Raw genomic sequence first — 25,956 nt, forward strand, 5'->3', positions numbered from 1 at the left:
GATTTCATTATGGCAAAACTGAGCATCGTATTCCACGGGCGCAATGCATCGACTTTTCACGATGGGTTTGAGGATCTTCTGGATAACAAGCACTCCATCACAATTCTTCCCGATGTTTTGTCTGATGCTGAAATGCAGTCTTCATATGAGGATGCCGACGTCATAATCGGAACGGCAAACAGCGCTGAATTGCCGTTCCCAAAAAAGCTTCGGCTATTTCAGGTTGCTGGTGCGGGGACTGATGGGGTTGATCCCTCTTGCCTGCCAAAAGGAGCGACGGTTTGCAACTGCTACGGTCATGACCAGCCGATATCGGAATATGTCATGGCAACAATCCTGAATACGCGCATTCCCATCATTGATGCCAATGCGCGTTTGCGTCAGGGTGACTGGGCCTATCAATCCGGACGAAGCTTGCACGGCGAAATTTCCGGGTCTGTCATCGGCTTGGTTGGGTATGGCCATATCTCGCAAACCATTGCCAAATGCGCCAAGGTATTCGGGATGAAAATCTATGTGTGCAATAGAAGCCCCGTTCCCTGCGGAGATCTGGTTGATCATTATTTTCCAATTGATGACTTACTGGGCTTTTTGTCTGATGTGGATTTTGTCGTTTCTGCTTTACCGCTTACAGATCAAACTTCCGGGTTGCTCAATGAGGAAGCCTTTGAAGCTATGAAGTCTACGGCCTTCTTTTGCAATGTGGGCAGAGGTCCCGTTGTCGATGAGAAGGCGCTCTACGAAGCCCTAAAGAGAGGAAAAATCGCCAATGCCGCGATTGATACCTGGTATGTCTATCCTTCTGCCGACAACGACAGCCCTCAACCATCCCGATATGCTTTCAACGAACTGACAAATCTGGTGATGACACCTCACATGTCTGGCTGGACGCAAGGGACGATCGACCGCCGACGTCAAGCGATGGCGGAAAATATCAACCGTCTGGCAACAGGTGTACAGTTGGAAAATGTCGTGAATGAGGGAGGCTAGGCGTAAATCAAAGGCGCTTGATCTAATCCTCACATATAAGAATCTCATTGCTATAGAGTGTTTATCGGCCCGCTTTTAACCACGGGCCGTTATACCGAGAGTTCTATGGTTGAAAATTCTCGTCTGTCTCATAGCATTTGAAGATGGACAGTCTTTGGATTCATAGGCGTTGATGGGAACATACAGACGCTACTGCACAGAATGACATCGAGCAGTTTGCCACCTCTTATGCGCAAATTCTTTCCGTGGTTTTCGAACGTCTATTGGAAGAAAAAAATCTTGTCTGGTTATTGAGCTATTTTGTGAGCCGAGAAGGGCCGGACGAAGAAACGGTACGCCACTATGTGGAGTGCCAAGGTCAGCAGGTTTCAGGATAACTCCGAAGAGAATTGTCAGCAGACGCGATAGCGGGGGCAAGCCTTAAGGCCCCGGCTTTAGCCGGGGCGATCTATTTTCTCGTCTGGTTAAAATGGTGTCTAAGAGCGAGTTGTCAAGTAGGTTTCAATTTGAGATACGATGTTTGCAATGCTTTGATCGATTGAAACGACAATAGCGTTTTCATCGCTCTGGGGCTGTTCCAACGTGGCCAACTGGCTCTCGAGGAGACTTGATGGCATGTAATGATCCTTGCGGGCAGACAAGCGTTCAAACAACAACTCCTTGCTGCCATGCAAGTGAACATAGAGCACCGGACGATCAATGTGCTCTGACAAATAGCGACGATAGCTGCGTTTTAAAGCAGAGCAGCCGCAAACGCTGCTACCTGTGTCCGTTGATTTTTCATTGATCGCCTTGGAGAGAATTTTAAACCAGGGCCAGCGATCCTCGTCCTGCAAGGCAACGCCGTTTGACATCTTTTCGACATTGGCCTTTGGATGATAGTCGTCCGCATCCAGAAATGGCAAACCATGTCTCTCAGCCAGTGCTTCCCCGACCGATGACTTGCCGCATCCACATACGCCCATGACGATGATCACCGGCAGAGAACTAGACTGAGACTGTGATGCCGCCGTCAACATAGAGAATATGTCCGTTTACGAAGGAAGAGCCCTCAGAGCTCAGGAAAATGCAGGCGCCAACCAGCTCGGAAACATCACCCCAGCGGCCAGCCGGTGTGCGGTTGCTCAGCCAGTTGGTGAAGTCCTCATCGGCGACGAGAGCAGACGTGAGTTCGGTTTTAAAATAGCCAGGAGCCAAGCCGTTGATCTGCAAGCCGTGACGCGCCCAGTCTGTAGCCATACCCTTGGTCAGGTTGGCGACTGCGCCTTTTGAGCCGGTGTAAGGGGCAATGGATGGGCGTGCCAATGCGGTCTGTACCGAGCAGATATTGACAATCTTGCCCTTGCCGCGCTTGATCATGTGCTGGGCAACTGCCTTGCTGACGTAAAAGACAGAATTGACATTCAGTTTCATCAGGAAATCGAATTTGTCGGCAGGGAATTCTTCCAGCGGCGCGCGATATTGCATGCCAGCGTTATTGACCAGAATATCGATGGAACCGACTTCCTTTTCGAATGCGTCGATCTTGCTGGCAACGGTCTCCGGGTTTGTAACGTCAAAAGGCAGTTTGTGGACGGTAGCTCCGATGAAGGCGAGCTTGCTGGCTGCATTTTCCACCCGGTCAGGATCGATATCGTTGATGATTACTTCTGCTCCGGCTTCAGCCAATCCCTTTGCCAATTCAAAACCAATGCCTTGACCGGATCCGGTAACAAGGGCGCGTTTGCCTTTTAGTCCGAAAAGACTGTCAATTTTCACGGCCGTTTCCTTTCCTCGTTTGAAACTTCAAGAATTACCTTGACGAATTTTGTGTTATCGATAACATTCTTCAGTAAAAGGGTGATGTCAAGTCTAAAGTGATGTGATCCAGGTGAATTCTTGAAACGTGGGAGAACGGAAATGAAATCGATTGTTTGTCATGGGCCACGAGACCTTCGGGTCGAGGAAACCGAGCTGCCGAGCTTGGGAATAGGAGATGTCCTGATCGGTATTGAGGCTGGCGGGATCTGTGGCTCTGATCTGCATTACTATCACGACGGCGGTTTTGGAGCGGTCAAAATCCAGCATCCAATGGTGTTGGGGCATGAGGTGTCTGGTCGCATTCTGGAAGTGGGGCAGGGCGTATCCAATGTGGCAGTTGGCGATCTGGTTGCGGTTAACCCAAGCGTGCCTTGCGGTGAATGCGAATATTGCAAGAAGGCTATGTATAACCACTGCCTAGACATGCGTTTTTATGGTAGTGCCATGCGCGTGCCTCATGTGCATGGAGCCTTCAGTCAAAAACTGGTCGCCAAGGGCAGTCAGTGCTTTGCGTTTGCTTCTGGAACCAAGGCGTCATTCGCTGCGTTTTCTGAGCCGTTTTCTGTTGCATTACATGCAGTTGGAAGGTTGGGGCCTCTCATCGGAAAACGCGTTCTGGTAACGGGAGCAGGTCCGATTGGCGCGCTTGTTGTGGTGGCTGCCAAGCTTCATGGGGCGCTTGAGGTTGTCGCCACTGACATCGTTGACGAGGCTCTTGAACGTGTCATTCAGCTTGGTGCAAACAAGGCGATAAACGTTGGGCGCAGCGGGAATCCTTTGGCTGTTTATGGTGAGAACAAGGGCTACTTCGACGCTGTGGTTGAGTGTTCGGGGAGCCAGCCTGCAATCCTCTCTGCCTTGGATGTTGTGCGCCCCAAAGGGCGGATTGTGCAGCTTGCACTTGGTGGTGATATCACGATTCCACAAAATGCAATCGTCACCAAAGAAATCGAACTGTGCGGTTCATTCCGCTTCTACGAAGACTTTGCTTGGGCGGTGGAATTGATTGGATCTGGTCGTGTCGACCTGTCTCCATTGCTCACGCAATCCTTCCCTCTGGAAGATGTGGTGGAGGCGTTCGAACTTGCTTCTGATCGCAAGAAGGCAATGAAGGTGCAGATTCAGTTCTAGCGTCTAGGTGGCATAAAAATCGCTTATGCCACCAAATATTTTTACGATATTATGATATCGATAACATTCATGCACGCTAATCTGTCTAAAACGGCAGCAATTTGGAGAAGTTCCATGGAACAACGGAAAATTGGCATCATTGGGTTGGGCGTTATGGGGCAGAACCTGGCTTTGAATATCGCGGAAAAGGGGTTTGGGGTTTCGGCCTTCGATCCTTGGGAAAAGGCCCGTACGGCTTTCGGCGCTTCGCTGGAGAAAGAAACCGAAGCCGAGCTGTCATCGCGTATCGTGGTTGCTGAGTCGCTGGACAGCTTTTTGAACGGTTTACCTTCCCTGAGGGTGATTTTGTTGATGGTCAAAGCTGGGGAGCCGGTTGATGAGTTGATCAGGCAGTTGAAATCGACTCTGGTCAGTGGCGACGTTGTCATTGACGGGGGTAACTCCCACTATGAAGATACGGTCCGCAGGCAGGTTGAACTCCAGAAAATGGGAGCGCACTATATCGGCCTTGGAGTGTCTGGTGGCTACGAAGGGGCACGCCATGGCCCGTCCATGATGGCTGGCGGCGATCCTGCGGCTTATGCCCTCATGAAGCCGGTTTTCGAGAGCATTGCAGCCAGCTTTGACGGTGTCTCCTGTTGCGCACATGTAGGATTGGGCGGTGCAGGGCATTTTGTCAAAATGGTGCACAATGGTATCGAATATGCCATCATGCAAATTGTGGCCGAGGCCTACATGGTGATGCGCGATGTGTATCATCTGGATACCACATGGTGTAGCAGAGTCTTTGCCGATTGGAATGAAGGCCCGTTTAGCTCTTACCTGATGGAAATCGCCAGCACGGTTTTGAAGCAGCCAGATGATTTGAATAAGAGTGGCAGTCTGGTTGAGGCAATTCTGGATGTTGCCGAGCAAAAGGGCACCGGGCGTTGGAGCGTTGAGGCTGCGCTCAAATATGGCATGCCGGCAACAACCATAAGTGAGGCGGTCTTTGCACGGGCCATGGCCTCTCAAAAAAGTCAGCGCGTCAAGGCGTCAAAAATCCTGCCCGGGCCTGATAGCAAAACTGCAGTTGTAGAAAGCATGTCTCTCAAGGCCTTGCGAGATGCTGTCTATGCTTCTGTTATTGTGGCTTATGCCCAAGGGTTTGCCCTGATACGGGAAGCGACAGAACAGGAAGAATGGGGTGTTCGGTTGTCCGAAGTTGCCAAGGTCTGGCGCAGTGGTTGCATTGTGCGATCCAAGTTGCTTGATACGATCGTTACGACCTTCGAGGCCGAGCCGGATTTGATAAACCTGCTTCTTTCCGATTTCTTTGTTGGGCTGCTCGCAGACTATCAGGAAAACTGGCGTAAAAACTCACGGCTCTGCGCAGAACATGCCGTCGCAACGCCGGTCATGTCGGCTGCGTTGACCTATTATGACGGATACCGGACAGAACGCTCATCTGCCAATTTGCTGCAGGGGTTGCGCGATTGTTTTGGCGCGCACACCTATCGTCGAACTGACTGTGACGGGATATTCCATACAGAATGGAAATAGTCTTCGTCTTGCTCTGAAAAGTGCAAACTGTAAGGTAAAGCAAAGTGACACGGCGCCGCCTCGGTGAAGGCGGCGCCATGCTATTTCGCGCAGCTACCCTAAAATTACTTGATTAGAAGCTGTCCTGAAGAATATTGATATCTCCAAACGACCAATTGAAAAGCGACCTCATGAACAGAACGAGCGCCTGAATGAAGCAACTCACCCCGATTTCAAAAGTGACGATGCGGGATGTGGCCGCTGCTGCCGGTTGCTCGACCATGACTGTGTCACGTGCTTTGCAAAAAGATGGCCGTGTCAGCGAGAAAACGCGTAAAAAGATTCTCAAGGCTGTTAAGGAGCTTGGCTATGTGCCGGACATGACTGCGGGGAGTTTGTCTTCGCAGCGATCTGGTTTCATTGCCCTTCTGCTTCCCTCCCTGAATAACCAGCATTTGGCAGAAATGGTTCATGCCTTGACTGACGAGTTGGGTATGGAAGATCTGCAGTTGCTGATAGGGCATACGGACTATCTTTCCAGCAAGGAAGAGACCCTGATTGAAATGATGATGAGACGCCGTCCCGAGGCTCTCGTCATCTGCTATGACGGGCATACAGATCAAGCGATGGAGCTCCTCAAGACGGTGGCTGTTCCGGTGATCGAGTTGTGGGAGGATCCTGAAAATCCCATCCAGCACACCGTAGGCTTTTCGAATTTCAAAGCTACCTACGACATGACTGAAGCGCTTGTGCAAAGAGGCTACAGGAAGATTGGCTTTCTGGGCGAGGCCATGGATGCTGGAACCCGTGCGGGAGCCCGTCGAAGAGGCTTTCAGGCGGCGATGAAAAAGGCCGGGCTGGATGACAATCGAGTTGTTCAACATGATATCATGCCAATCAGTATGGACGGCGCCAAGCGGGCCACGGAAGTTTTGCTGGAACAGTATCCTGAGATTGATTGTATTTTTTGTGTTTCAGATCCAGCGGCTTTTGGCGCGCTCAGCCTGCTGCAAGAAAGGGGCATCGCTGTACCCGACGATATAGGCCTTTGCGGCTTTGGCAATTTTGAGATTTCTCGCTTCACGCACCCCCCCATTAGTACGGTCGGGGTTGATGCTGCCATGGTTGGTAAAAAGACTGCCGAGCTTATCTTGCGCCTACGCAATGGCAATGATGCAGAGCAGGTAACGCAAGACCTGTCGGAGCATCTTCGTCTAAGGCCGGAATTGATGTTCCGCCGCTCGCTTAAGAATTCTGCTTGAAGCTCTCTTTTGGAGACCCGTGCGGTTGCTATTAAGCGCCCGCACGAGAGGATTAAGGTCAGGCCAGCATTTCAGACAGCGGCGTGAGTTCATGGCCTTCGTGAGCGATGAGATTGCGGATCTTTCGCGCCAGTGTGACGGATCCGGGGGTGTCGCCATGAACAAGAATGGTATGGATGGGCGTTGAGAGCTTTTTGCCATTGATACTGGTAATGGAGCCATCGTTGAGAAACTGCCTTACACGCTCCGTGACCGCTTCAGGTTCCTTGATCACCGCACCAGGCAAGCCCCGTTTGACGAGAATCCCATTGTCGTCATAGGCACGGTCCGCAAGAAACACATTGGCTGTCTTGAAGCCTTTCTTTTCTGCGGCTTTGGAGAATTCCGTATTCGCCAGGCAAAGAAGGATAAGATTTTTATCGAAGGAATAGACGGCATTGACCAGCATTGCAGCCAGTTCCCTGTCGACAAACGCCATATTGCCCAGCGCGCCATGAAAATTCATGTGCGTCATCTTGTGGCCTGCTGCGGTGGCAATGCCATATAGTGCGCCCAACTGATAAATGACATGCTTTTCCAACTCGGCAAGGTCCATATGCATTGGGTGACGTCCAAAGCCCAACCGATCCGGAAAGCCCACATGAGCACCGATGTCGGCTTTGCTTGCCTTTGCGGCCCGGACCGTCTGATCCATGATAACGGCATCGCCGGCATGGTAACCACAAGCGATGTTGGCTGAGGTGACAATCTTGAGCAAAGCCTTGTCATCTCCAAGCTTATAGGGGCCAAACCCTTCTCCAAGGTCCGAGTTCAAATCGATCTTCATCGGAATATCCTTTATTTTTTTGCAGTGGGGTGGCTCAAGGGCCTGTGTGGCCAGGAAGCACGCCTAAATCTTTTTCACGATTGATATCAAAGCCGTTCCATAACCGACCCGTATGTTTGGCTCGGCGAGAAGGTGCGAGATCACGCCATTACAGGGAGAAACGAGAGGCGCCAGCAAAGGCCCACTGAGCAAATAGCCAATGGGGTCGCCTTTGCGCACGCTCTGGCCAACCTTGATGTCTGAGTTGGGGCGGCAGGGATGATGCGGTAGAAACTGGGCTGCCAGTGGAGCCACGACTTCTATAAGGTTGTGTGCTTCCGCTAAGCCTTGGGGGACATTTCTGCTAGCCTCAGCCTCCTGAGTGAGGACGACCCGAACATGTACATTTCCTTCATGAAGGTTCAACTCATGCACATGCGCGTCTTTTGCAAGTGCGATGATTTTCTGGATATCATCCTCAGAAATGGCCTTAGCAGAAACAGGTTTTGTCATTTCAACAGGTCCCGGTAGGCTTTAGAGAGCGCACGCACCTTATCTATGAATTTATCCATTTCCCTATAGGCCGCCAGAGCCTCTTCGTAGGAGGTCTTGTGGAAGCAGATCTGATTGCCGATGCGGGTCTGGGCAAGGCGCCACATGTCTGCATCGATGACGGTTCCGATTTTGGGATAGCCACCAGATGTTTGGGAATCTGCAGTCTGAATGATTGGTGACCCTCCAGAGGGAACCTGAATGACACCGGGTACGATGCCATGCGAGCGCATTTCCAGTTTTTCGGTCATCGCGAGGTTGGGACCTGCCAATCTATAACCTGCTCTGCTGCTTTGCGGTGTAATTTGCCACGGTGCCGTAACAAGATCGTCTAGAGATTCCTTATCAAAATAGTCATGCTCAGCAGCGGGAAGATAGCGTAGCATTGTTATTGCCTTATTCGTGCCTGCAGAGGCATGCGAAGGTTGCGGCAGGGCAAGGGCCGGAGCGATGGCTCCGAACCCACCCGGCGCAATAGGCGGGAACGGGTCTGCTTCCGGCAGAGACTTGATCACATCGCCATTTTGCAGCATGCGTCCGTTGAGGCCGCCAAATGCGCAGCGCAGGTAAGTGCTGCGAGATCCCAGGACTTCAGGAACGTCAATGCCACCAGCCAGATGGACATAGGCGAAGGAGCCAGAGTTGAGTTTGCTTAGTGAAAGGGTCTGTCCCTTTTCCGCATGAAAGGCCCAATTGGGATTGATTTGTTTGCCGTCCAGCTCGATGGCGCAATCTGCGCCGGTAACAGCGATGTTGACACTCGAGAGGATCTCGAACTTGATCGGAAAAAGAGTCACTTCGATCGCCGCAGCTGTTTTGGCATTCCCCAGAAGCGCATTCCCCATCTGCAGGGCAAGACGATCCATTGCGCCGCCAATACTGACGCCATGGCGGTAATTTTCATCGCGCCCGAGATCCTGAATGGTCGACAATCCAATGGTATAGGAAATTTTGATCATGGGATGATCCTTTCAACTCTGAAACGGACGGTGTCACCGGGGGATAGAAGGGTAGGACTTTCCTTGTGAGGGAAGAAAAATTCCACATCTGTGTGCCCCAAAGTATGCCAGCCGCTGGCACCGGGAGATGCGGATACAGCGGTTTGCATGCCGCCTATAGAAACGGATCCGGCAGGAATGCTCAGCACGGGCACTTCGCGCCGGGGAACCCAGATGCGTTCGTCTGTGATGCCCAGATAACCCAGTCCCGGATGGGCGCCCAGTGCAAAAACTGAATAGTCGCGGTTTGCATGCACGGCTACCAGCTCATCGACGGACATATTGGTCAACTTGGCCGCGTCATGAAGATGCGGTCCAAGCTCTCCGCCATAGATGACGGGGATCTCGATGAGCTTACCTTCGATTTTCCAATCTGTGGCTTTTTCCCAGGCTGCGATCAGGCGGTTCCGGAGTTCGGAGGGGTCTTCGCATGGAGACCTGAAGGTGAGCATCAGGTTCGTCATGCCCGGAATGGCTTCCTTGATATTGTCCCAGCCCTGAACTTCGTTGGCCAGTGCCCAAATGCGCTTTTGAGTGGGGAGCTCGAAGGCCCCTGGCGCCTCAAACAGGATAGCGGTGGTGCCCAAGAGGCTGATGTTGGCTTGGTCTTTCGACTTGCTGAAAGCAGAGAAACGTATGCTCATGTTTCAATTGACCTGTTCTGGATAAAGTGAATGTCCACAGCGCCTCTTTGAACCGCTGGATCTTTCACCAGGGCCAAAAGAAGCGGAAGATTGGTTTTCACGCCTTCAATCGTGATCTCGCCAAGGGCCATTTCCATCCGGGCAAGGGCCTGGTCTCGGTCAGACCCGTAGGTGATGACTTTTGCGATGAGGGAATCGTAATAGGGAGGCACGGTGTGGCCGGTGTGAATATGGGTATCTATGCGCAGCCAGTTGTAATCCGGGATTTGCCATAGAGAAATTGTCCCGGGACAGGGCGCAAATGTTTCCGGATCCTCGGCGTTCAAGCGGCACTCGATGGCATGCCCTTGCACTGGATCCTTTTTCTGTTTGAGCCGCAGGGTCTCGCCTTGCGCCACACGGATTTGCTCCTTAACCAGGTCAAGGCCCGAGGTTAGCTCGGTGACGGGATGTTCGACCTGAAGGCGCGTGTTCATTTCAACAAAGAAAAAGCCGCCATCCTCATAAAGGAATTCGAAAGTGCCAACGCCTATGTAGCCAATGCGCTGGCAGGCCGCGACGCACAGATTTCCTATTTCAGCTATCTGGCTGCGGCCGATTTCCATGGCGGGCGATTCTTCGATCACCTTTTGGTTCCTGCGCTGCAAGGAACAGTCCCTGTCGCCGACCCAGAAGGCATTGCCATGGCTATCGCACAACACCTGAATTTCAACATGCCTTGGCTTTTGCAGGTAACGCTCCATGTAAAGGGCCGGATTGCCAAACGCGCTACGTGCTTCCTCTCTGGTCAGTGTAATCGCCGCGTCGAGAGCGCTTGGATCAGTCACAACGCGCATTCCCCGTCCTCCGCCTCCGGACACGGCCTTGATCATGACCGGATAGCCAATTTCTTCCGCTATGGAGCGAATTTGTCGCGGATCCTCTGGCAAGCTGCCCTCAGAACCCGGAATGCACGGGATACCGGCTTCGATCATGGATTGTTTTGCCTTGATCTTGTCACCCATCGTGCTGATGGCGCGCGGTGAGGGGCCGATGAAAACAAATCCCGCCTCTTCCACTTGTCGCGCAAAGTCCGCGCTTTCCGAAAGAAAGCCGTATCCCGGGTGAATGGCATCTGCTTTGCAGTTCTCTGCGGCAAAAAGTAGGGCAGGAATATTCAGATAGCTCTTCGACACAGAGGCTGGTCCAATGCAGATTGCTTCATCCGCCATCTTTACATAGGCCGCGTCAGCATCTGCCGTGGAGTGCACAACCGCGGCTGAAATGCCCATCGATTGGCAGGCTTTTATGACGCGAACCGCGATTTCACCTCTGTTTGCAATGAGTATGCGCTTGAACATCATTCCGGCCTCAGAGCGAAAAGCGGTTGATTTGCAACGATATCAGCCTCGTCTTGAACAAGAATCTGAGTGATCGTGCCGTTATGAGGGGCGACTATTGGATGGAGCAGTTTCATCGACTCAACCATGCCAAGCGTATCGCCTTTAGAGACATGAGCTGAAAGCTCAACAAAAGCAGGCTGGCCAGGAGAGGCCGTTGCATGAAAAAGGCCATACAAGGGAGACTGAATGACTATATCGGAGTCCGAATGCGCATGGAGGGGAAAGCGTTCGGAATCCGGGTCATGTTGAAGGTCGGCTGAAGCCGATTTTGATGAGCTTTCGACAGGTGCATTTGCCGTTCGGTCCATGGTGATTTTCAGGCGGAAATCATTCTGGTTTACCTCTAGCTCGGCGACACGCGGGTCTGACGCCAAATCAATCAGACGTTTCAGTCGATCCAGATTAATCATCAGTCTTCTTTCTTGTATGGCCCTTTTCGGGGAGGATTAGTTTTCGAACTCGCAGCCTTTGCCGAGCGCTCTCTTATCCATTCCCACTGCCTCTAGAAGATCTGCACCCTCTTTGAGGTCTTTCATCAACTTGGCTTCGGTGTCATCTCTTTCGCGCGATTCCTTTGCCACCCACTTAGCATCTTCCGGACGCACAACAACGAGCCCGTCGTCGTCACCAACGATGATGTCACCTGGGTTGATGATTTCACCGCCGAACGATACCGGACGGTTTACATAGCCGAGGGTTTCCTTGACGGTGCCTTTGATGCACAGTCCTGGGCTGAAAACAGAAAAGCCGTTGTTGTTGAGCGCTGGCCCGTCGCGCACACCGCTGTCCGTTACGAGGCCTGCGATACCGCGAGCCTGACACCATGTTCCCAGCACCTCGCCGAAGCAGCCTTGTTCACTGGAGCCGTCGGTTGCGAACACCAACACATCCCCTGGTTTCGCGATGCTGATCGCTAGCTGAAGCATCATGTTGTCGCCGGGGTGGGATTTAATGGTGATAGCCGGACCGCAAACAGTCATGCCATTGTAGATCGGTTTGATCTTTGAGGATAAAGCACCCTTACGCCCCTGAGCTTCATGCAAAGTTGCGGGAGTGAACTGAGAAATTGCCTCAATGTCTGCGGCATCAGGGCGTTTGATATTCTTAATCACATGGACCATTTGGACGTCCTTTCCTTTTAGAAATCTTGCGGAAAGGGTAGGTCCAAACATCACCTCACGACCAACATTAATAGAAAATGGGGTGATCAATTCGACTTATAGAAGCTATTGGGGAGGGCGTACTCCCGGCCATTGATTGGAGGCAATCAACTCGCGGACCAGTTTGAACAAGATGTCGTGAACGGCCATGGCGGGCTCGGATAGGGGAATGGAATCCGACACGCAGATCGAAATAGAAGCCTCGATTTTTGGCTCTTTGAGCGGCAACAGGATCAGTTGCTTGAAGTCAGACATGCGACTGGCGGCTGACCAGGGCAGGATGGTTGACCCCATGCCTTCGGAAATCGCCATGCCGAGCGTTTCCATGGATTCGATTTCGGCAACAATATTGGGCGTTACTTGCACCTTCTCGAAGGCGTTATCAACGAGTGCGCGTAACAGATGGATCTTACTTGGCAGCAAGAGAGGGATATTCTCAATTGACTTGAACGAGATCTCCGTTGCACCGTCTTTGGCATTCAGGAGTGAACGACGTGAAATCAGGAACAGCTCTTCCACGGCCACCTGCTGAAAATTGACGCCCCTCATCATGCCCGGATCGTAGATGAGGGCAAGATCCATGCGTCCATTCATGACCAATTCACTGAAGATGCTGCCAAAGTTATCATTGATGTGCAGTGTAATCTCGGGATACTTGCGCTTCACTTCCTTGAGCAGAGACAGGGAAAGCGTTGATGTCGTGCTGTAGGGAGCCAGACCGACAGAAACGCTACCAGAAATAATCTTGGCCGCAGCGCAAACATCAGCGCTCATGAAATCCATCTGCTTCAAGATGATTTGTGCATGCCGATAAAGGGCATTTCCGGCTTCGGTTGGGGTCACTCCATGCCGGCTACGGATAACAAGTTGCTGTTTGAAATGCGCTTCAAGGCCTATCAAATGCTGGCTGAGTGCGGGCTGAGCAATGTTCAGAGCATCGGCCGCGCGGGTCAGGCTGCCTTTGTCGATAATCTTGATGAAATAGCTCAACCTTTTGGTGTCCATTGATTACCTTTCTGGCGGTGTATGCAACTTACAATAAAGAGAAGCTTATACTCACCGACGCAGGGCTTGAAGTTAGTCAATCTGCCGAATTGCAGCAAGCATACACGGCTTGTTCGGAAATGAAATATATCCGAATCTTTTATAGGTAGAATGAAATACTCTTTTTCACATGATGCCCCCCGAATTACGATCTCAAAAAACACTAGTTTTATACGAGGTCATAATGGCATTTTCAGATTACAAGGTGGCACTGGTTACCGGAGCGTCGGGTGGTATTGGTGGGGCTATTGCCGAGCGTTTTGCAAAAGAGGGTTTGACTGTACATGCGGTCGGCCGCAACAAAGAAAAGCTCGATGAACTGGCTGACCGCTGCGGCTGTGTTGCTCATGCAATCGATATTGCTGATACCGAAGCCTATCGTGACCTTGTTGCGTCTCTGGGTGTTGATGTCATGGTCAATAACGCCGGTATCGACCACAAAGGGTCCATCCATACGCTCAGTGTAGATCAGATTGATGCCCAGGTTGATATCAACTTCAGAGCTGTGCTCCATGGCATTTCTGCTGCGCTTCCGGGTATGATCGAACGAGACCGAGGTCACATCATCAATACCACGTCGATTGCGGCGGCCTATTCATTTCCCAGCAACACGATCTATCACGCCACCAAAGCCGGTGTGCGCGCTTTGACGAACAACCTTCGTCACGATGTCTATGGAAAACGCATCCGTGTGACAGAGCTTTGCCCTGCGCGTGTTGCAACAGAAATATTCGGAAAGGTGCACGGCAATCCTGAGCAGACCCAAAAGGACTTCGTTGATGGATATGAAATTTTGCAGCCGAAGGACATCTCGGATGCAGTTGCCAATGCCGTTGATGCGCCATCCCATGTGAACGTCAGCTATATCGAAGTGTTTTCGACTTTTCAGGTTGAAGGAGGCCTGAGATTCGAACGTTACACCGCCAAGTGAAGCGGATTGATCTCGGGATAATTGTGTTCCGGGATCCTGGAGGAAAGCAAGCAGGAGGAGTTATAATGACGGGAAATAAAACCGCAACCAATCACCAAAAATTCGAGGGAAAAAATATGCTTAAGGCCTTTAGAAATATTGCGTACGGTGCAGTCGCTATGCTGGCTGTTACCGCGTTTAATCCGGTTTCGGCATCGTATGCCGCGACTTTTGACTTGTCAGAAGTGATGCCAGAATCTAATTTTGGTACGCAAAATATCAAAAAGTTTGCTGAAGAAGTGAAAAAGGCAACAGATGGTCGCGTAGACATTCAGGTTCACGCCGGTGGTGCACTAGGTTTTAAGGGGCCAGAACATCTGCGTGCAGTGCGTGACGGATTAGTCCCAATGGCCGACATTCTTGGTAGCCAGCAGATCGGGGATCAGCCCTTGTTTGGCTTGGAGAATGTTCCGTTTCTGGTATCTTCTATGGACGACCTTCGTGTGCTGCATAAGTTCTGGCGCCCCGAGATCGAAAAGGTCGCCAGCAATTACAATCAGAAATTCCTTTTCTATGTACCGTCTCCAAAACAGTATATGTATCTGAAAATTGATGCTGTTTCGGTTGATCAACTGCAGGGTATCAAAATTCGCGGTGCTGACAAAACTACAGTGGATACCATGAAAGCAATTGGTATGGCTGGAGTGCAGATTCCGTGGGGAGAGCTGATTCCTGCCCTTGCTTCTGGTCGCGTCGATGGTGTTGCTACTTCCGCAACTTCAGGTGTAGATGGCAAATTCTGGGAGTTCCTCAAATACATCTACCCAACCAACCATACTTGGGGCAGCAACATCGTTTCTATCAATCTGGATGCATGGAATAAGATTAGCCCTGAAGACCAAAAAACAGTTCAGGATATTGCGACTAGTCTTGAACCGGATTTTTGGAATGTGGCCCGTGACAAAGATATGCAGAGTGTAGTCACCATGCAGCAGCATGGCATGGATCTAGTCGAAATTTCTCCAGAAATGTTTGCCGAAATGCAGGCAAAAGCCAAAGCCCTGTTGGACGAATATCTCGAGCGGGTTCCTTCTGCAAAGCCGATTGTAGATGCCTATCTTGCTGAGCTCGGGAGAGACTAAGAATGTCAGCACCGGAAACTTGCTCTACTGAGACAAAGATTCCGGGAATATTCACCTTCTATGTGCGGGTCGTTCATTGGCTCGCCATAGTTGGTGGGGTTCTCGCCACACTATGTCTTGTTATTTTAACGTTCCTAGTTTTTACGGAAGTTTTGCTTGCTGCCTGGACAAAGTTTTTTCCGGCTATGCACGCAGATATTCCGGTTGCTTGGGAATATAGTGGGTATTTGATGGGCGCTGCCTTCATGTTGGGCTCGTCCCTTACCATGCGCGCAGGAGGACACGTGCGTGTTACGGCTCTCATCGGAACTCTGACGCCAAAGGCGCGGCACATCGTTGAATGTTTCACAACTACGATTGGCATGCTATTTTCCGCCTTTCTATCCTACGCACTTATAGCTGCAGCGTTTAAATCATTCCAAGACGGAAATGTGTCCTTTGCCAGCTACACACCGCTCTGGATTCCTCAGACTGCTATTGCGGTAGGCGCCCTTTTCCTGACGTTGGCACTCATCGAACGCCTAATCCGTTGCCTCTTTGGGTTGGAACTAGAAATCCATGGTCTCAAGGTGGTTTCGTCGCACGATCTTGATATCACGAAGGACTGATCACATGAGTGTAATCATAACAACATTGCTTCTTGCTCTACTGGTCGTGCTTGGCTCAGGGATTTGGGTGGGCCTTTCCCTGATGGGAACAGGGGTGACTGTTATCTCGCTGTTCCGCGATATCCCGATCGACAAACTGCTCCCCCAATATGTGTTCAACATTCTGACTACGAGTGAATTGGTTGCTCTGCCCCTGTTCGTCATCATGGGAGAATTCCTCTTTCGCACGAAGCTGTCACGCTCTCTCTTCAACGGTCTAGCGCCCTGGATGGGCTTGCTTCCCGGAAGATTATTGCATGTAAATATTGTAGGATGTTCAATTTTCGCCGCCATCTCGGGGTCTTCTGCAGCGACAACCCAAGTCGTCGGACGAATCTCCCTAACGGAACTACTACGCCGCGGATATTCTCGTGACATTGCCATCGGTAGTCTCGCTGGGGCTGGCACTCTGGGCTTCCTTATTCCTCCCAGCACTGTGATGATCATTTATGGTGTGTTGGCTGAAGAATCCGTTTTGAAGCTTTTCACCGCAGGTTTTCTGCCTGGCATGTTGCTTGCGCTGTTGTTCATGGCTGTGATCATGATCAGAACTACCATCAATAAGGATGCAATTCCAGAAGCTGAAAAACGCCTGCGTCATGTGTCCATGGCCGACCGTATCTACGCTCTGAAGGAATTGGCCCCGGCACTATTTCTCATTCTGGTTGTTTTGGGCTCTATGTATGGTGGCTTGGCCACCCCTTCCGAGGCTGCTGCTGTTGGTGTCTTCGGTGCCGTTTTTGTCGCAGCACTCCAGGGCGGTTTGAGTGTGAAAGCTGTCCGCGATGTTGCGCTCAGTTCCATGCAGACTTGCAGCATGATCGGCCTGATCATCGTTGGCGCGACCATCTTGGGCAATGTCACATCATTCTTGGGCATTCCAAACTTTATGGCTAGCTTCGTGTCGGAACTCCAGCTCTCTCCTTTCATGCTAATCTTTGTTCTGACATGCGTCTATCTGCTACTCGGGTGTTTTCTTGAGGGCTTCTCCATGATCGTAACCACGCTGCCGGTTGTTCTGCCTTTGGTAACAGCTGCAGGGTTTGATAAGGTCTGGTTTGGTGTTTTCCTCGTGATCGTAGTCGAGCTGGCTCAAATTACACCGCCTGTTGGATTCAATCTCTTCATTATTCAAGGGGTTACTGGCGATGGTATCGGCTATATCACCCGAGTTACCTTGCCATTCGTCGCCTTGATGCTGGCCTTTATCGCCTTTCTCGCCATCTTCCCTGAATTTGTCATGTGGCTGCCCGCAGTCCTGTATGGCTGATTGAAACGCCAAGTAATCGGAGGACATCATGTCTGAACTCAAGCTCGCTGCGCGCATCCAGCGCATTAAACCCTCCCCCAGCACGGCCGCAGCAGATCGTGCCCGTCAGCTGCGTGAAGAGGGGCGCGATATCGTCAACCTGACTGTTGGAGAGCCGGATTTCGACACCCCACAGTCGATCAAGGAAGCCGCTTGTGCTGCCATCATGGCAGGGGAAACAAAATATACCGCAGTTCCCGGCACTGTGCCGCTGCGCAAAGCTATTGCAGCCCGTATGAAGCTGTTCACGGGGGTGGACTATGGACTGGACCAGATCACTGTCAGCAATGGGGGCAAACAGGTAATCTTCAACACGTTGATGGCGACTGTTGGCAAGGGTGATGATGTGCTTATTCCGGCACCATTCTGGGTTTCCTATCCGGATATGGTACTGGCTTGCGGTGGTAATCCGATTATCATTCCGTGCGTTGAGGAGGATGGTTTCAAGCTGACGGCTGAAGCTCTTGAAGCCGCGATTACGCCCAACACACGCTGGCTCATTCTGAATTCACCGAGCAATCCGACCGGTGCGGTTTACACGGCAGAAGACCTTAAGACGGTAACCGACGTCCTGATGCGTCATCCGCAGGTATGGCTTCTGACCGATGATATCTATGACGAGATCGTCTTCACTGATGCCAGAATTGCTAGCCCGGTTTCTGTTGAGCCTGGCCTTATCGATCGCACCTTCCTGATTAATGGCGTGTCCAAGACCTATGCCATGACTGGCTGGCGTATCGGTTACGGTGTTGGTCCTGCCCCACTTGTAAAGGCCATCAACACGTTGCAGTCGCAGATGGCTTCCTGTGCGTCATCCGTAAGTCAGGCAGCAGCAGTGGCCGCACTGACCGGTGATCAGAAGGAAGTGGGCGAGTGGCTGAAGGTTTATCGGAAACGTTGCGAACTGGCTGTTGAGCTTCTCAATACCGCCCCCGGCCTTAGCTGCCGCAGCTCTGATGGGGCATTCTACGTTTATCCAAATTGTGCCGGAGTTATCGGGAAGAAAACGCCTGATGGTCAGGTAATCAAGGACGATGGAGATTTCGTGCTTTACCTGCTGGAAAGCGAAGGCGTCGCTGTTATCGCAGGCACAGCATACGGCTTGTCACCTTACTTCCGGATCTCTGTTGCCACCAGCGAAGACGTGATCCGTGACGGGTGTGAGAGAATTATCAAGGCATGTAGCGCGCTGTCCTAGGAGATAGCCAACTTGCAAATGGAGCCAGTTTAGCAGCCCTATTCTAGTCGCTGGCTCCATTTTTTTCTCGCAGGACATTTCATATCTCAGGCAACCCTTCCTTTGACCATGAGGTGTAACTGTAGGTTAGGTCAAGGAACTGCTGTTTAGGCTGTGACCTTTAAAGTGAAGGGAAAATCCTGGGCTCAGGAGGAACAAAACATGGAAAAACCGCATATTTTGCAAATTGGTCCCTATCCGGACTGGGACATGGAGCGACTGGAACAGCGATTCGTCATGCATCGTTATTTCGAAGCGGAAGACAAAGCCGCATTTCTGTCCGAATGTGCGCCGCAAATCAGAGGCATTGCAACACGCGGTGAGCTCGGGGCCGATATGAGCTTGATTGAGGCTTTGCCTAATCTCGAGATCATATCGGTTTATGGTGTGGGCTATGATGCCGTTGATCTGAAGGCAGCCGAAGCTGCTGGTGTTCGCGTCACCAATACCCCAGATGTGCTGACAAAAGATGTGGCCGATCTTGGAATGGCGATGATGCTGGCTGCTTCACGAGGTGTTATCGGAGCTGAAGAGTGGGTGCGCACTGGCAGCTGGAAGAACAAGGGGCTCTATCCATTAAAGAGCAGGGTCTTTGGAAAGAACGTTGGTGTTCTGGGGTTGGGGCGCATCGGCTATGAAGTTGCGCGTCGCTGTGCCGCCTTCGACATGGAAATCCATTATAGCGACCTTGAAGAGCGTGATTTTGCCAAAGACTGGATCTTTGTGGCTAACCCGGTTGAGTTGGCCAAGAAAGTCGACTTTCTCTTCGTGACCCTTACGGGTGGTCCTGCAACCAAGGGTATTGTGGGCAAGGAAGTCATCGAAGCCCTTGGACCGGAAGGCATGTTGATCAACATTTCCCGTGCATCGAATATTGATGAAGTGGCTCTACTGGATGCTCTGGAGAGCAAGGCTCTCGGCTTTGCTTGTCTGGACGTGTTTGACAGTGAGCCTGACGTCGATCCGCGATTTTTTGCGCTGGATAATGTCTTGCTGCAACCGCATCACGCCAGCGGCACAATTGAAACCCGCAAAGCGATGGGTAAGCTTGTTTATGACAACCTTGCCGCCCAGTTTGACAAGAAACCTCTGCCAACTCCGGTTCTTTGAGGTTGTTGCTGAAAACACTTCCCTGAGTTAAAGGCAACAAAGCCCCGGCCTAATATGGTCCGGGGCTTTCTCCTTCTGGAAGCTCTTCGTCTTCAGGATGGGGGCGTGGCTCGAACTGTTTTGCTGACAAGAGGAGCCGAAGTTGACGCTGCTCTCTTCAGAGAATGGATTGACCTGTCGCTTCCCAATCTTTAGCAAATTGGTCGAGTCCTTTGTTTGTCAGCGTATGGTTTGCAAGACTCATGATGACCGCTGGGGGAATGGTTGCCACATCCGCCCCTTCCTTAGCTGCTTCTTTTACGTGGTTTGCAGTCCGAATGGACGCGGCAAGAATTTCTGTCTTGAAGTCGTAACTGTCATAGATAGCGCGGATCTCGCGGATAAGATCCATGCCATCCAGATTGAGATCATCCAGACGACCGATGAATGGCGAAATGTAAGTTGCACCGGCCTTGGCGGCCAGAAGGGCCTGATTGGCTGCAAAGCACAAGGTGACATTGGTCTTGATACCCTTATCGCTAAGTTTTCGGCAAGCTTTTAGACTATCAAGCGTCAGGGGCAGTTTGATGACTACGTTTGGAGCGATTCGGCTCAAGCAACCTGCTTCCGCCATCATGGTATCAAAATCCATGGAAGCGATCTCTGCTGAAACCGGGCCAGAAACAGTATTGCAAATTTCTGCAATAACTTCTTTAAAGTCGCGTCCTGATTTGGCTATCAGGCTGGGATTAGTGGTAACACCATCTACCAGACCATAATCATTCAGCTCAACGATGTCGCTAACAATAGCGGTATCCACGAAAAATTTCATGAGTTCTCGTTCTTGAGCGTATCCGTTCTACTCGATCAAGAAAAGACACGCACGCAGACTATTTTGATGTTATGGGAATGGTGTGGATGGTAAGCTCTTCTGAAGAGCATATTCAGGCATCTACGACGATTTGGTCGACATCCTCGTTCTACATAAAGCCGGTTTTCTCATCCCCGCCAATGGCCGGATTGCTAGCCTCTGTAGCGCTAATCTAAGCGCGCTCAGATTCCCGGTGGGTCACACATTTAACCCGAGGCTAAAGGGTTCCTTCCGTCTCGGGTTATATTCAAAGTTTGCTCAGATGCCGCTGGACTTGTAGGCATTGGCAACAGTTTCAATCGCTAGCACGTATGCAGCAGTACGCAGATCATCAACACCGTTGCGCTCCCGATAAACGGACAGCATGTGGCCGAAGGCCTTTCGCATCATTTCCTCGAGGCCCGAGCGCACAAGGTCAATTTCTTCACTTCCGCGAACAAAAGCTTTCCATTGTTCTTCCGGAATCTTGACGCCTGTCATGGATTCGAGCATTTCGGCGATCTGGCGGTTTTGGGATTCCTGACGCTGATGATCGAGAAGCCCCAGACGCATATGGCCCAGATTCTTAATCCACTCGAAATAGCTGACTGTGACGCCGCCGGAGTTGACATAGATGTCTGGCAGAATAACGACGCCGCGCTCTTTGAGGATCTTGTCTGCATCATAGGTGGTCGGGCCATTGGCGGCTTCCACGATGACTGGAGCCTTGATGCGGGGGGCATTCTCCGAAGTGATGACATTCTCCATAGCTGCTGGCAGAAGGATGTCGCATTCCTTTTCCAACAAGCTCTGACCGTGCTCGATGAAGTCGGCATCAGGGAAACCGCGCACTCCTCCGGTGCGGTTCATGTGGGCACGGACTTCATCGACAGGAAGCCCTTGTTCACGATAGATTGCTCCGTCCCGCTCAATGATACCCTGAATGAGACAACCGTCTTCTTCTGAAAGGAACTTTGCTGCATGGTAGCCCACATTACCCAATCCCTGAATAATGATGCGTTTGCCTTTCAATTCGGGCGTCAGGCCTGATTTATTCAGATTTGGCCAAGAGCGGAAGAACTCTTGAACGGCGTATTGGGTGCCGCGCCCGGTTGCCTCAATGCGTCCTTCAATGCCACCAGAGTTTAGGGGTTTACCAGTCACGCATGCCGCTGCGTTGATGTCCAACCGATTGAGCCGTTGGTACTCATCTGCAATCCATGCCATTTCCACTTCGCTAGTACCCATATCGGGGGCGGGAACATTCTGGCTAGGGCCGATCAGATTTCGTTTGGCTAATTCCTGTGTGAAACGTCGAGTGATGCGCTCCAGTTCGTGCGGTTCCCAATCGTTGCGATTGATCTGCAAAGCGCCTTTGGAGCCGCTAAATGGGATGCCGATCAGGGCGCACTTGTAGGTCATCAGTGCAGCTAGACCTTCAACCTCTTCTTGATCAACATTCATTGCATATCGAATGCCGCCTTTGGCCGGATGCTGATGCTCGCTGTGAACGGAACGCCAGCCCGTAAAGCTGTATACTCGCCCGCGAAGTCTGACACCGAAGCGGATTGTTACGGTCAGGTTGCAGGACTTGATGCGCTCTTTGATGCCATCTTCCAAGTGGCACAAAGAGGATGAATGATCGAATAGCTTGTCGACACTGCGTAGTATCGAGTTCTCAGAAATATTGGGCACGGTTTTTCCTCCCGAGCTCCGGGATTGGAGATTATAATGCTTGTCGATTGGCTTTACCGCATGCGAATATTGGCTAATGGCAATTGGAAAAGCTGATACAAGCAAAGCATAATACTGGCGGGAAATGGGCTCCAAGACTGTTTGGTTATGGTGCCAACCGGTTTTATGATGTGAAGGGGCTTGTCGCAAACTTTTGTCGTTAACCAGGATTTGAGATTTGTGCGGTGAGAAGGTGCTCCGATTTGTCGAAGGAGCACCGTATGATTCTCAATGCCATTGCCGAAAAACTAAAACGGAAATCGAAAGATGATTTCAAAGGCAGACAATTTGAGGCATGGCTGATCATACAAGCGGTATCCTGGTATCTGCGGTATCCACTGAGCTATCGGGATCTGGAAGAAATGTTCCTTGAGCGCGGCTTTAAAGTTGACCACAGTACAATCAACCGATGGGTCCTGGCCTATGCTCCGCTCATCGAGAAACGGTTACGCCGGTTTCGAAAGCCCCACTGCGGATCAAGCCGGATTGATGAAACCTATATCAAGGTTCGTGGGGTTTGGAAATATCTGTACCGGGCCATAGACAAGCACGGAAATCCTGTTGATTTCCTGCTTACAGCGAAGAGAGACCTTGGGGCAGCAAAGCGTTTCTTCAACAAGATGCTCAAGGAAGAGCCGCTCTTGTCACCGGGCAAGATCGGCACTGATAGCGCCAATACATTCCCGTCAACGATCAAACAATCGGTCGACAAAGGCCACCTGAGGCCGGACCCTGTCCATTATGTCACCAAGCATTTGCAGCAGCGCATAGAAAGCGATCATTTCAGGGTCAAGAAGAATATGCCAAAGGTTGGTGGTTTCCAATCATTCCACACAGCTAGACGAATCATTGCTGGTTTCGAGGCAATGCTGTGGTTGAAGAAAGGTTTTGACTTCGCAGGCCAGTGGACTGTTCGTGAACAGAATGATCTCATTGCTCTCCTCTTCGGACTTCAAAAAAAGTTAACGAAGGATGGAAATGACGCTGATCACAGCACAAACAGGGCCTAATTGAAACTTTGCGACGCGCCCATTAGGTCCGTGGTTGGCAGGCACCTGGCATCTTGCCCAAGTGCACTAGAAGCCGTTCAGAGACTGGTTAAATGATTAAGAAGTTGAGTATTGTTTGGTCTCACTAAATGTTCTTTAGACTACCATTGACTAGCTGCCCCGGTAGGATCAGTATGAACCTATAGGTTGAGTACAATACGGTTTGTACTGCAGAGCTAGGCATTCGTTAGAAATTAAGCCTGCGTAAATTGTATCAAATCAAATGAAGGTTGGCTGCCATGGCAAAAGTTGTGCTGGAAAAGGTATTTAAACGCTACGGCAGTTTTGAAACAGTTCACGGTATAGATCTTGCCATTAAGGACAATGAGTTTGTTGTCTTGGTCGGCCCTTCCGGATGCGGTAAATCGACCATTCTGAGAATGATTGCCGGGCTCGAAGAAATTTCAGATGGAACAATGCGTATTGGTGATCGGGTCGTAAATGATATAGATCCCAAATCGCGTAATGTTGCGATGGTATTCCAGAATTACGCTTTGTACCCTCATAAAAACGTATTCGACAATATGGGCTTCAGTCTGAAAATGGCAGGGCTAAGCCGTAATGAGATCAAAGAGAAAGTGGAACAGGCCGCCAAGGTTCTGGAATTGACGCAATATCTTGATCGAAAGCCGGCTGCGCTTTCTGGTGGTCAACGACAGCGCGTGGCCATGGGACGCGCAATCGTTCGAGACCCCGATGTGTTCCTGTTTGATGAACCATTATCAAATCTTGATGCGCAGCTACGTACACAAATGCGCATGGAGCTGAAAAAGCTCCATATCAAAATGAAGACAACCACCATCTATGTCACGCATGATCAAGTTGAAGCGATGACCTTGGCAGACAGAATTGTCGTTATCAAGGATGGCACAATTCATCAGGTTGGAACGCCAATTGAGGTTTTTGAAAAACCCAAAACCGTATTTGTTGCAAAATTTATCGGAAATCCCCCGACCAATATCATGGCAGGGCAGGTCGCCGAACAGGGCGGAGCCAAAGGCATTCTCTGTGAGAACGGAATGTTCCTGCCGTTTCCTCATGAAACAGCACTGGAGATCGGGAGAAAAGTACTGGCAGGGATCAGACCGGACGCCATTGCCGCAGAAGAAGCCGTAAATAAATTTGCCCCTGCCTGGCAATATGATGTGCAGGTCTTGTTTTCAGAAATTGTTGGAGGGCAATCGCTTCTGGAATTTGACATCAATGGTACTTCGATGGTTGCCGAACTGGATGGCAGACATAAAGTCGATCCAGGTACGAAACTGAAACTGGGGTTTGATCTGGACCGGTTGTTTGTTTTCGATCCAGAGACAAATTTGGCATTGGATTGGTGATGCCATGATTAAAATGACCTCAAAGGTCATTTCAGATCGAATATGACTCTATCTGGGAGGATAAGATGAAAAAGCTAACTCTATTACTTACAAGTGCTTTAGCAGCTTTAGGTTTGACATTGGGTGCAAGCGCTTATGCAGCAGATCAGAAAAATGAACTGGAAATTTTTTCTTGGTGGGCAGGAGATGAAGGGCCTGCGCTGGAAGCGCTGATCAAGCTGTATAATGAGAAATATCCTGATACGAAACTCATCAACGCCACTGTAACCGGTGGGTCGGGGGTCAATGCAAAGGCTGTTCTCAAAACCAGAATGCTGGGTGGAGAACCACCAGATTCTTTTCAGGTTCATGCCGGACAGGAACTGATCGGAACATGGGTCAAATCAGATCGGATGGAAGATTTGACTCCGTTGTTTGACGAACAGGGTTGGAAAGACATCTTCCCAGAAGGTCTGGTCAGCTTGATTGGTACCGACAAGGGCATCTGGTCTGTACCCGTCAATATCCATCGGTCAAACGATATTTGGTTTATCCCGAAAAATCTGGAAAAATGGGGTATTGAGGCACCGAAGACCTGGGACGAGTTCCTTGCTGTTGCACCAAAACTGAAAGAACAGGGTGTAGTTCCTCTTTCCATGGGTCAAAATTGGACAGCCAATCACCTATGGGAATCTGTCGCGTTGGCTTCATTGGGCGCAGAAAAGTGGGAAAGCCTTTGGTCTGGCGATCTGAAGTTCAATAGTCCTGAAGGTGTAGCAGCCTGGGATCTCTTTGGAAAAATCCTGCAATATACCAATGATGATTTTTCTTCCCTCTCGTGGCAGCAGGCAACCGATATGGTCGTAGATGGCCGTGCTGCATTTAACATTATGGGTGACTGGGCTGCAGGCTATCTGAATACAACCAAGAAACTGGAACCGAATACCGGTTTCGGTTGGCTGCCATCACCGGGAACAAGCGGTAATTTCATATTCCTTGCAGACAGTTTTGGACTTCCAAAGGGCGCCGTCCATCGGGAGAATGCTCTGAACTGGTTGGCATTGCTTGGCTCGAAAGAAGGCTCTGATGCGTTTAACCCACTAAAGGGATCCATTTCACCGCGCAAGGATAGTGATCTGTCTAAATATAACCAATACGCTGAGTCAGCTGCTGCTGATTTTGCCAGAGACACAATCATTGGCTCTTTGGCACACGGCGTTGTTGCGAATGAAGGCTTCATGAATGATTTTGCTTCAGTCATGGAAACATTCCTGAAAACACGCGACTCCAAGGTTGCTGCTGAGTTGGCGCAACAAATTGCGACCAAAAATAAAATTGGCCAATAATTGAATAAAAAGTTCTGCGTGCCGAAGGGTACGCAGAACCC

At 50.7% G+C, this 25,956-nt stretch carries 25 protein-coding genes; 13 read left to right on the plus strand and 12 right to left on the minus strand.

What is annotated here, in order from left to right:
• Positions 1–9 precede the first annotated feature (9 nt).
• Positions 10–990 (plus strand): 2-hydroxyacid dehydrogenase, encoded by a 981-nt coding sequence (locus tag ACKPCT_RS00085; protein ID WP_319566964.1) that lies wholly within the window; start codon positions 10–12, stop codon positions 988–990.
• Between the two features lie 476 nt (positions 991–1,466).
• On the opposite strand, the gene ACKPCT_RS00090 is transcribed toward ACKPCT_RS00085, so the two are convergent.
• Positions 1,467–1,967: a gluconokinase gene (locus tag ACKPCT_RS00090; protein WP_319566965.1), complete on the minus strand. Its 501-nt coding sequence runs from the start codon at positions 1,965–1,967 to the stop codon at positions 1,467–1,469.
• 10 nt (positions 1,968–1,977) lie between these two features.
• Positions 1,978–2,748: an SDR family oxidoreductase gene (locus ACKPCT_RS00095; RefSeq protein WP_415926791.1), complete on the minus strand. Its 771-nt coding sequence runs from the start codon at positions 2,746–2,748 to the stop codon at positions 1,978–1,980.
• A gap of 141 nt (positions 2,749–2,889) precedes the next feature.
• On the opposite strand from ACKPCT_RS00095, the gene ACKPCT_RS00100 reads away from it, so the two are divergent.
• The 3 genes from ACKPCT_RS00100 to ACKPCT_RS00110 all read left to right on the plus strand — a co-directional run bounded on the left by ACKPCT_RS00100 (position 2,890) and on the right by ACKPCT_RS00110 (position 6,704).
• A complete protein-coding gene (locus tag ACKPCT_RS00100; RefSeq protein ID WP_319566966.1) occupies positions 2,890–3,921 on the plus strand; it encodes an L-idonate 5-dehydrogenase in 1,032 nt (343 codons plus the stop codon).
• A 114-nt stretch (positions 3,922–4,035) separates the two neighbouring features.
• Positions 4,036–5,463: an NADP-dependent phosphogluconate dehydrogenase gene (gndA, locus tag ACKPCT_RS00105; protein ID WP_319566967.1), complete on the plus strand. Its 1,428-nt coding sequence runs from the start codon at positions 4,036–4,038 to the stop codon at positions 5,461–5,463.
• Positions 5,464–5,654: 191 nt separating this feature from the next.
• Positions 5,655–6,704 (plus strand): LacI family DNA-binding transcriptional regulator, encoded by a 1,050-nt coding sequence (locus ACKPCT_RS00110; RefSeq protein ID WP_319566968.1) that lies wholly within the window; start codon positions 5,655–5,657, stop codon positions 6,702–6,704.
• 58 nt (positions 6,705–6,762) lie between these two features.
• On the opposite strand, the gene ACKPCT_RS00115 is transcribed toward ACKPCT_RS00110, so the two are convergent.
• The 8 genes from ACKPCT_RS00115 to nac form a co-directional block, all read right to left on the minus strand.
• Entirely contained in the window at positions 6,763–7,530 is a 768-nt protein-coding gene (locus ACKPCT_RS00115) for a LamB/YcsF family protein (protein ID WP_319566969.1), read from the minus strand.
• Between the two features lie 63 nt (positions 7,531–7,593).
• Complete coding sequence (locus ACKPCT_RS00120; RefSeq protein ID WP_319566970.1) at positions 7,594–8,022, minus strand: hypothetical protein; 429 nt, start codon at positions 8,020–8,022, stop codon at positions 7,594–7,596.
• The gene (locus ACKPCT_RS00125; RefSeq protein WP_319566971.1) at positions 8,019–9,020 is read right to left on the minus strand and encodes a 5-oxoprolinase subunit C family protein; all 1,002 of its coding nucleotides are present in this window, start codon (positions 9,018–9,020) and stop codon (positions 8,019–8,021) included. The genes ACKPCT_RS00120 and ACKPCT_RS00125 overlap by 4 nt, the downstream gene beginning before the upstream one ends.
• On the minus strand, positions 9,017–9,703 hold the full coding sequence (gene pxpB / locus ACKPCT_RS00130; protein WP_319566972.1) for a 5-oxoprolinase subunit PxpB: 687 nt from the start codon (positions 9,701–9,703) through the stop codon (positions 9,017–9,019). The genes ACKPCT_RS00125 and pxpB overlap by 4 nt, the downstream gene beginning before the upstream one ends.
• Positions 9,700–11,043: an acetyl-CoA carboxylase biotin carboxylase subunit gene (gene accC / locus ACKPCT_RS00135; protein ID WP_319567041.1), complete on the minus strand. Its 1,344-nt coding sequence runs from the start codon at positions 11,041–11,043 to the stop codon at positions 9,700–9,702. Before accC ends, pxpB begins: the two co-directional genes overlap by 4 nt.
• Entirely contained in the window at positions 11,043–11,495 is a 453-nt protein-coding gene (locus ACKPCT_RS00140; RefSeq protein WP_319566973.1) for an acetyl-CoA carboxylase biotin carboxyl carrier protein, read from the minus strand. The genes accC and ACKPCT_RS00140 overlap by 1 nt, the downstream gene beginning before the upstream one ends.
• A gap of 36 nt (positions 11,496–11,531) precedes the next feature.
• Positions 11,532–12,206, minus strand: coding sequence for a 4-carboxy-4-hydroxy-2-oxoadipate aldolase/oxaloacetate decarboxylase (locus ACKPCT_RS00145; protein WP_090075458.1), 675 nt, complete (start codon positions 12,204–12,206; stop codon positions 11,532–11,534).
• Positions 12,207–12,311: 105 nt separating this feature from the next.
• Entirely contained in the window at positions 12,312–13,250 is a 939-nt protein-coding gene (nac, locus tag ACKPCT_RS00150; RefSeq protein WP_090075457.1) for a nitrogen assimilation transcriptional regulator NAC, read from the minus strand.
• Between the two features lie 223 nt (positions 13,251–13,473).
• On the opposite strand from nac, the gene ACKPCT_RS00155 reads away from it, so the two are divergent.
• The 6 genes from ACKPCT_RS00155 to ACKPCT_RS00180 all read left to right on the plus strand — a co-directional run bounded on the left by ACKPCT_RS00155 (position 13,474) and on the right by ACKPCT_RS00180 (position 19,644).
• The gene (locus ACKPCT_RS00155; RefSeq protein WP_319566974.1) at positions 13,474–14,220 is read left to right on the plus strand and encodes an SDR family oxidoreductase; all 747 of its coding nucleotides are present in this window, start codon (positions 13,474–13,476) and stop codon (positions 14,218–14,220) included.
• Positions 14,221–14,285: 65 nt separating this feature from the next.
• Positions 14,286–15,341: a TRAP transporter substrate-binding protein gene (locus ACKPCT_RS00160; RefSeq protein ID WP_319566975.1), complete on the plus strand. Its 1,056-nt coding sequence runs from the start codon at positions 14,286–14,288 to the stop codon at positions 15,339–15,341.
• 2 nt (positions 15,342–15,343) lie between these two features.
• On the plus strand, positions 15,344–15,949 hold the full coding sequence (locus ACKPCT_RS00165; protein ID WP_090075454.1) for a TRAP transporter small permease subunit: 606 nt from the start codon (positions 15,344–15,346) through the stop codon (positions 15,947–15,949).
• Positions 15,950–15,953: 4 nt separating this feature from the next.
• Positions 15,954–17,258: a TRAP transporter large permease gene (locus ACKPCT_RS00170; RefSeq protein WP_319566976.1), complete on the plus strand. Its 1,305-nt coding sequence runs from the start codon at positions 15,954–15,956 to the stop codon at positions 17,256–17,258.
• A gap of 28 nt (positions 17,259–17,286) precedes the next feature.
• Positions 17,287–18,495: an aspartate transaminase gene (locus ACKPCT_RS00175; RefSeq protein ID WP_090075452.1), complete on the plus strand. Its 1,209-nt coding sequence runs from the start codon at positions 17,287–17,289 to the stop codon at positions 18,493–18,495.
• Positions 18,496–18,696: 201 nt separating this feature from the next.
• Entirely contained in the window at positions 18,697–19,644 is a 948-nt protein-coding gene (locus ACKPCT_RS00180; protein ID WP_090075451.1) for a 2-hydroxyacid dehydrogenase, read from the plus strand.
• 157 nt (positions 19,645–19,801) lie between these two features.
• Here ACKPCT_RS00180 and fsa read toward each other — a convergent pair whose 3' ends face one another.
• Entirely contained in the window at positions 19,802–20,455 is a 654-nt protein-coding gene (gene fsa, locus ACKPCT_RS00185; protein ID WP_319566977.1) for a fructose-6-phosphate aldolase, read from the minus strand.
• Positions 20,456–20,752: 297 nt separating this feature from the next.
• Positions 20,753–22,168: a Glu/Leu/Phe/Val family dehydrogenase gene (locus ACKPCT_RS00190; protein WP_319566978.1), complete on the minus strand. Its 1,416-nt coding sequence runs from the start codon at positions 22,166–22,168 to the stop codon at positions 20,753–20,755.
• Between the two features lie 260 nt (positions 22,169–22,428).
• On the opposite strand from ACKPCT_RS00190, the gene ACKPCT_RS00195 reads away from it, so the two are divergent.
• From ACKPCT_RS00195 to ACKPCT_RS00205, 3 genes are all read left to right on the plus strand, one after another.
• Positions 22,429–23,217, plus strand: a complete 789-nt coding sequence (locus ACKPCT_RS00195; RefSeq protein ID WP_319566979.1) for an IS6 family transposase — start codon at positions 22,429–22,431, stop codon at positions 23,215–23,217.
• Positions 23,218–23,495: 278 nt separating this feature from the next.
• The gene (locus tag ACKPCT_RS00200; RefSeq protein ID WP_319566980.1) at positions 23,496–24,590 is read left to right on the plus strand and encodes an ABC transporter ATP-binding protein; all 1,095 of its coding nucleotides are present in this window, start codon (positions 23,496–23,498) and stop codon (positions 24,588–24,590) included.
• Between the two features lie 65 nt (positions 24,591–24,655).
• A complete protein-coding gene (locus ACKPCT_RS00205; protein ID WP_319566981.1) occupies positions 24,656–25,915 on the plus strand; it encodes an ABC transporter substrate-binding protein in 1,260 nt (419 codons plus the stop codon).
• Positions 25,916–25,956 lie beyond the last annotated feature (41 nt).

Origin of the sequence: Cohaesibacter marisflavi, from assembly GCF_963665895.2 — a bacterium.
GTDB classification, from domain to species: domain Bacteria; phylum Pseudomonadota; class Alphaproteobacteria; order Rhizobiales; family Cohaesibacteraceae; genus Cohaesibacter; species Cohaesibacter marisflavi.

Bases quoted from the DNA above. Each gene is read 5' to 3' on its own strand.
- ACKPCT_RS00085 (WP_319566964.1), top strand. From the start codon at position 10: ATGGCAAAACTGAGCATCGTATTCCACGGGCGCAATGCATCGACTTTT.
- ACKPCT_RS00100 (WP_319566966.1), top strand. From the start codon at position 2,890: ATGAAATCGATTGTTTGTCATGGGCCACGAGACCTTCGGGTCGAGGAA.
- gndA (WP_319566967.1), top strand. From the start codon at position 4,036: ATGGAACAACGGAAAATTGGCATCATTGGGTTGGGCGTTATGGGGCAG.
- ACKPCT_RS00110 (WP_319566968.1), top strand. From the start codon at position 5,655: ATGAAGCAACTCACCCCGATTTCAAAAGTGACGATGCGGGATGTGGCC.
- ACKPCT_RS00115 (WP_319566969.1), bottom strand. From the start codon at position 7,530: ATGAAGATCGATTTGAACTCGGACCTTGGAGAAGGGTTTGGCCCCTAT.
- ACKPCT_RS00120 (WP_319566970.1), bottom strand. From the start codon at position 8,022: ATGACAAAACCTGTTTCTGCTAAGGCCATTTCTGAGGATGATATCCAG.
- ACKPCT_RS00125 (WP_319566971.1), bottom strand. From the start codon at position 9,020: ATGATCAAAATTTCCTATACCATTGGATTGTCGACCATTCAGGATCTC.
- pxpB (WP_319566972.1), bottom strand. From the start codon at position 9,703: ATGAGCATACGTTTCTCTGCTTTCAGCAAGTCGAAAGACCAAGCCAAC.
- accC (WP_319567041.1), bottom strand. From the start codon at position 11,043: ATGTTCAAGCGCATACTCATTGCAAACAGAGGTGAAATCGCGGTTCGC.
- ACKPCT_RS00140 (WP_319566973.1), bottom strand. From the start codon at position 11,495: ATGATTAATCTGGATCGACTGAAACGTCTGATTGATTTGGCGTCAGAC.
- ACKPCT_RS00145 (WP_090075458.1), bottom strand. From the start codon at position 12,206: ATGGTCCATGTGATTAAGAATATCAAACGCCCTGATGCCGCAGACATT.
- nac (WP_090075457.1), bottom strand. From the start codon at position 13,250: ATGGACACCAAAAGGTTGAGCTATTTCATCAAGATTATCGACAAAGGC.
- ACKPCT_RS00155 (WP_319566974.1), top strand. From the start codon at position 13,474: ATGGCATTTTCAGATTACAAGGTGGCACTGGTTACCGGAGCGTCGGGT.
- ACKPCT_RS00160 (WP_319566975.1), top strand. From the start codon at position 14,286: ATGACGGGAAATAAAACCGCAACCAATCACCAAAAATTCGAGGGAAAA.
- ACKPCT_RS00165 (WP_090075454.1), top strand. From the start codon at position 15,344: ATGTCAGCACCGGAAACTTGCTCTACTGAGACAAAGATTCCGGGAATA.
- ACKPCT_RS00170 (WP_319566976.1), top strand. From the start codon at position 15,954: ATGAGTGTAATCATAACAACATTGCTTCTTGCTCTACTGGTCGTGCTT.
- ACKPCT_RS00175 (WP_090075452.1), top strand. From the start codon at position 17,287: ATGTCTGAACTCAAGCTCGCTGCGCGCATCCAGCGCATTAAACCCTCC.
- ACKPCT_RS00180 (WP_090075451.1), top strand. From the start codon at position 18,697: ATGGAAAAACCGCATATTTTGCAAATTGGTCCCTATCCGGACTGGGAC.
- fsa (WP_319566977.1), bottom strand. From the start codon at position 20,455: ATGAAATTTTTCGTGGATACCGCTATTGTTAGCGACATCGTTGAGCTG.
- ACKPCT_RS00195 (WP_319566979.1), top strand. From the start codon at position 22,429: ATGATTCTCAATGCCATTGCCGAAAAACTAAAACGGAAATCGAAAGAT.
- ACKPCT_RS00200 (WP_319566980.1), top strand. From the start codon at position 23,496: ATGGCAAAAGTTGTGCTGGAAAAGGTATTTAAACGCTACGGCAGTTTT.
- ACKPCT_RS00205 (WP_319566981.1), top strand. From the start codon at position 24,656: ATGAAAAAGCTAACTCTATTACTTACAAGTGCTTTAGCAGCTTTAGGT.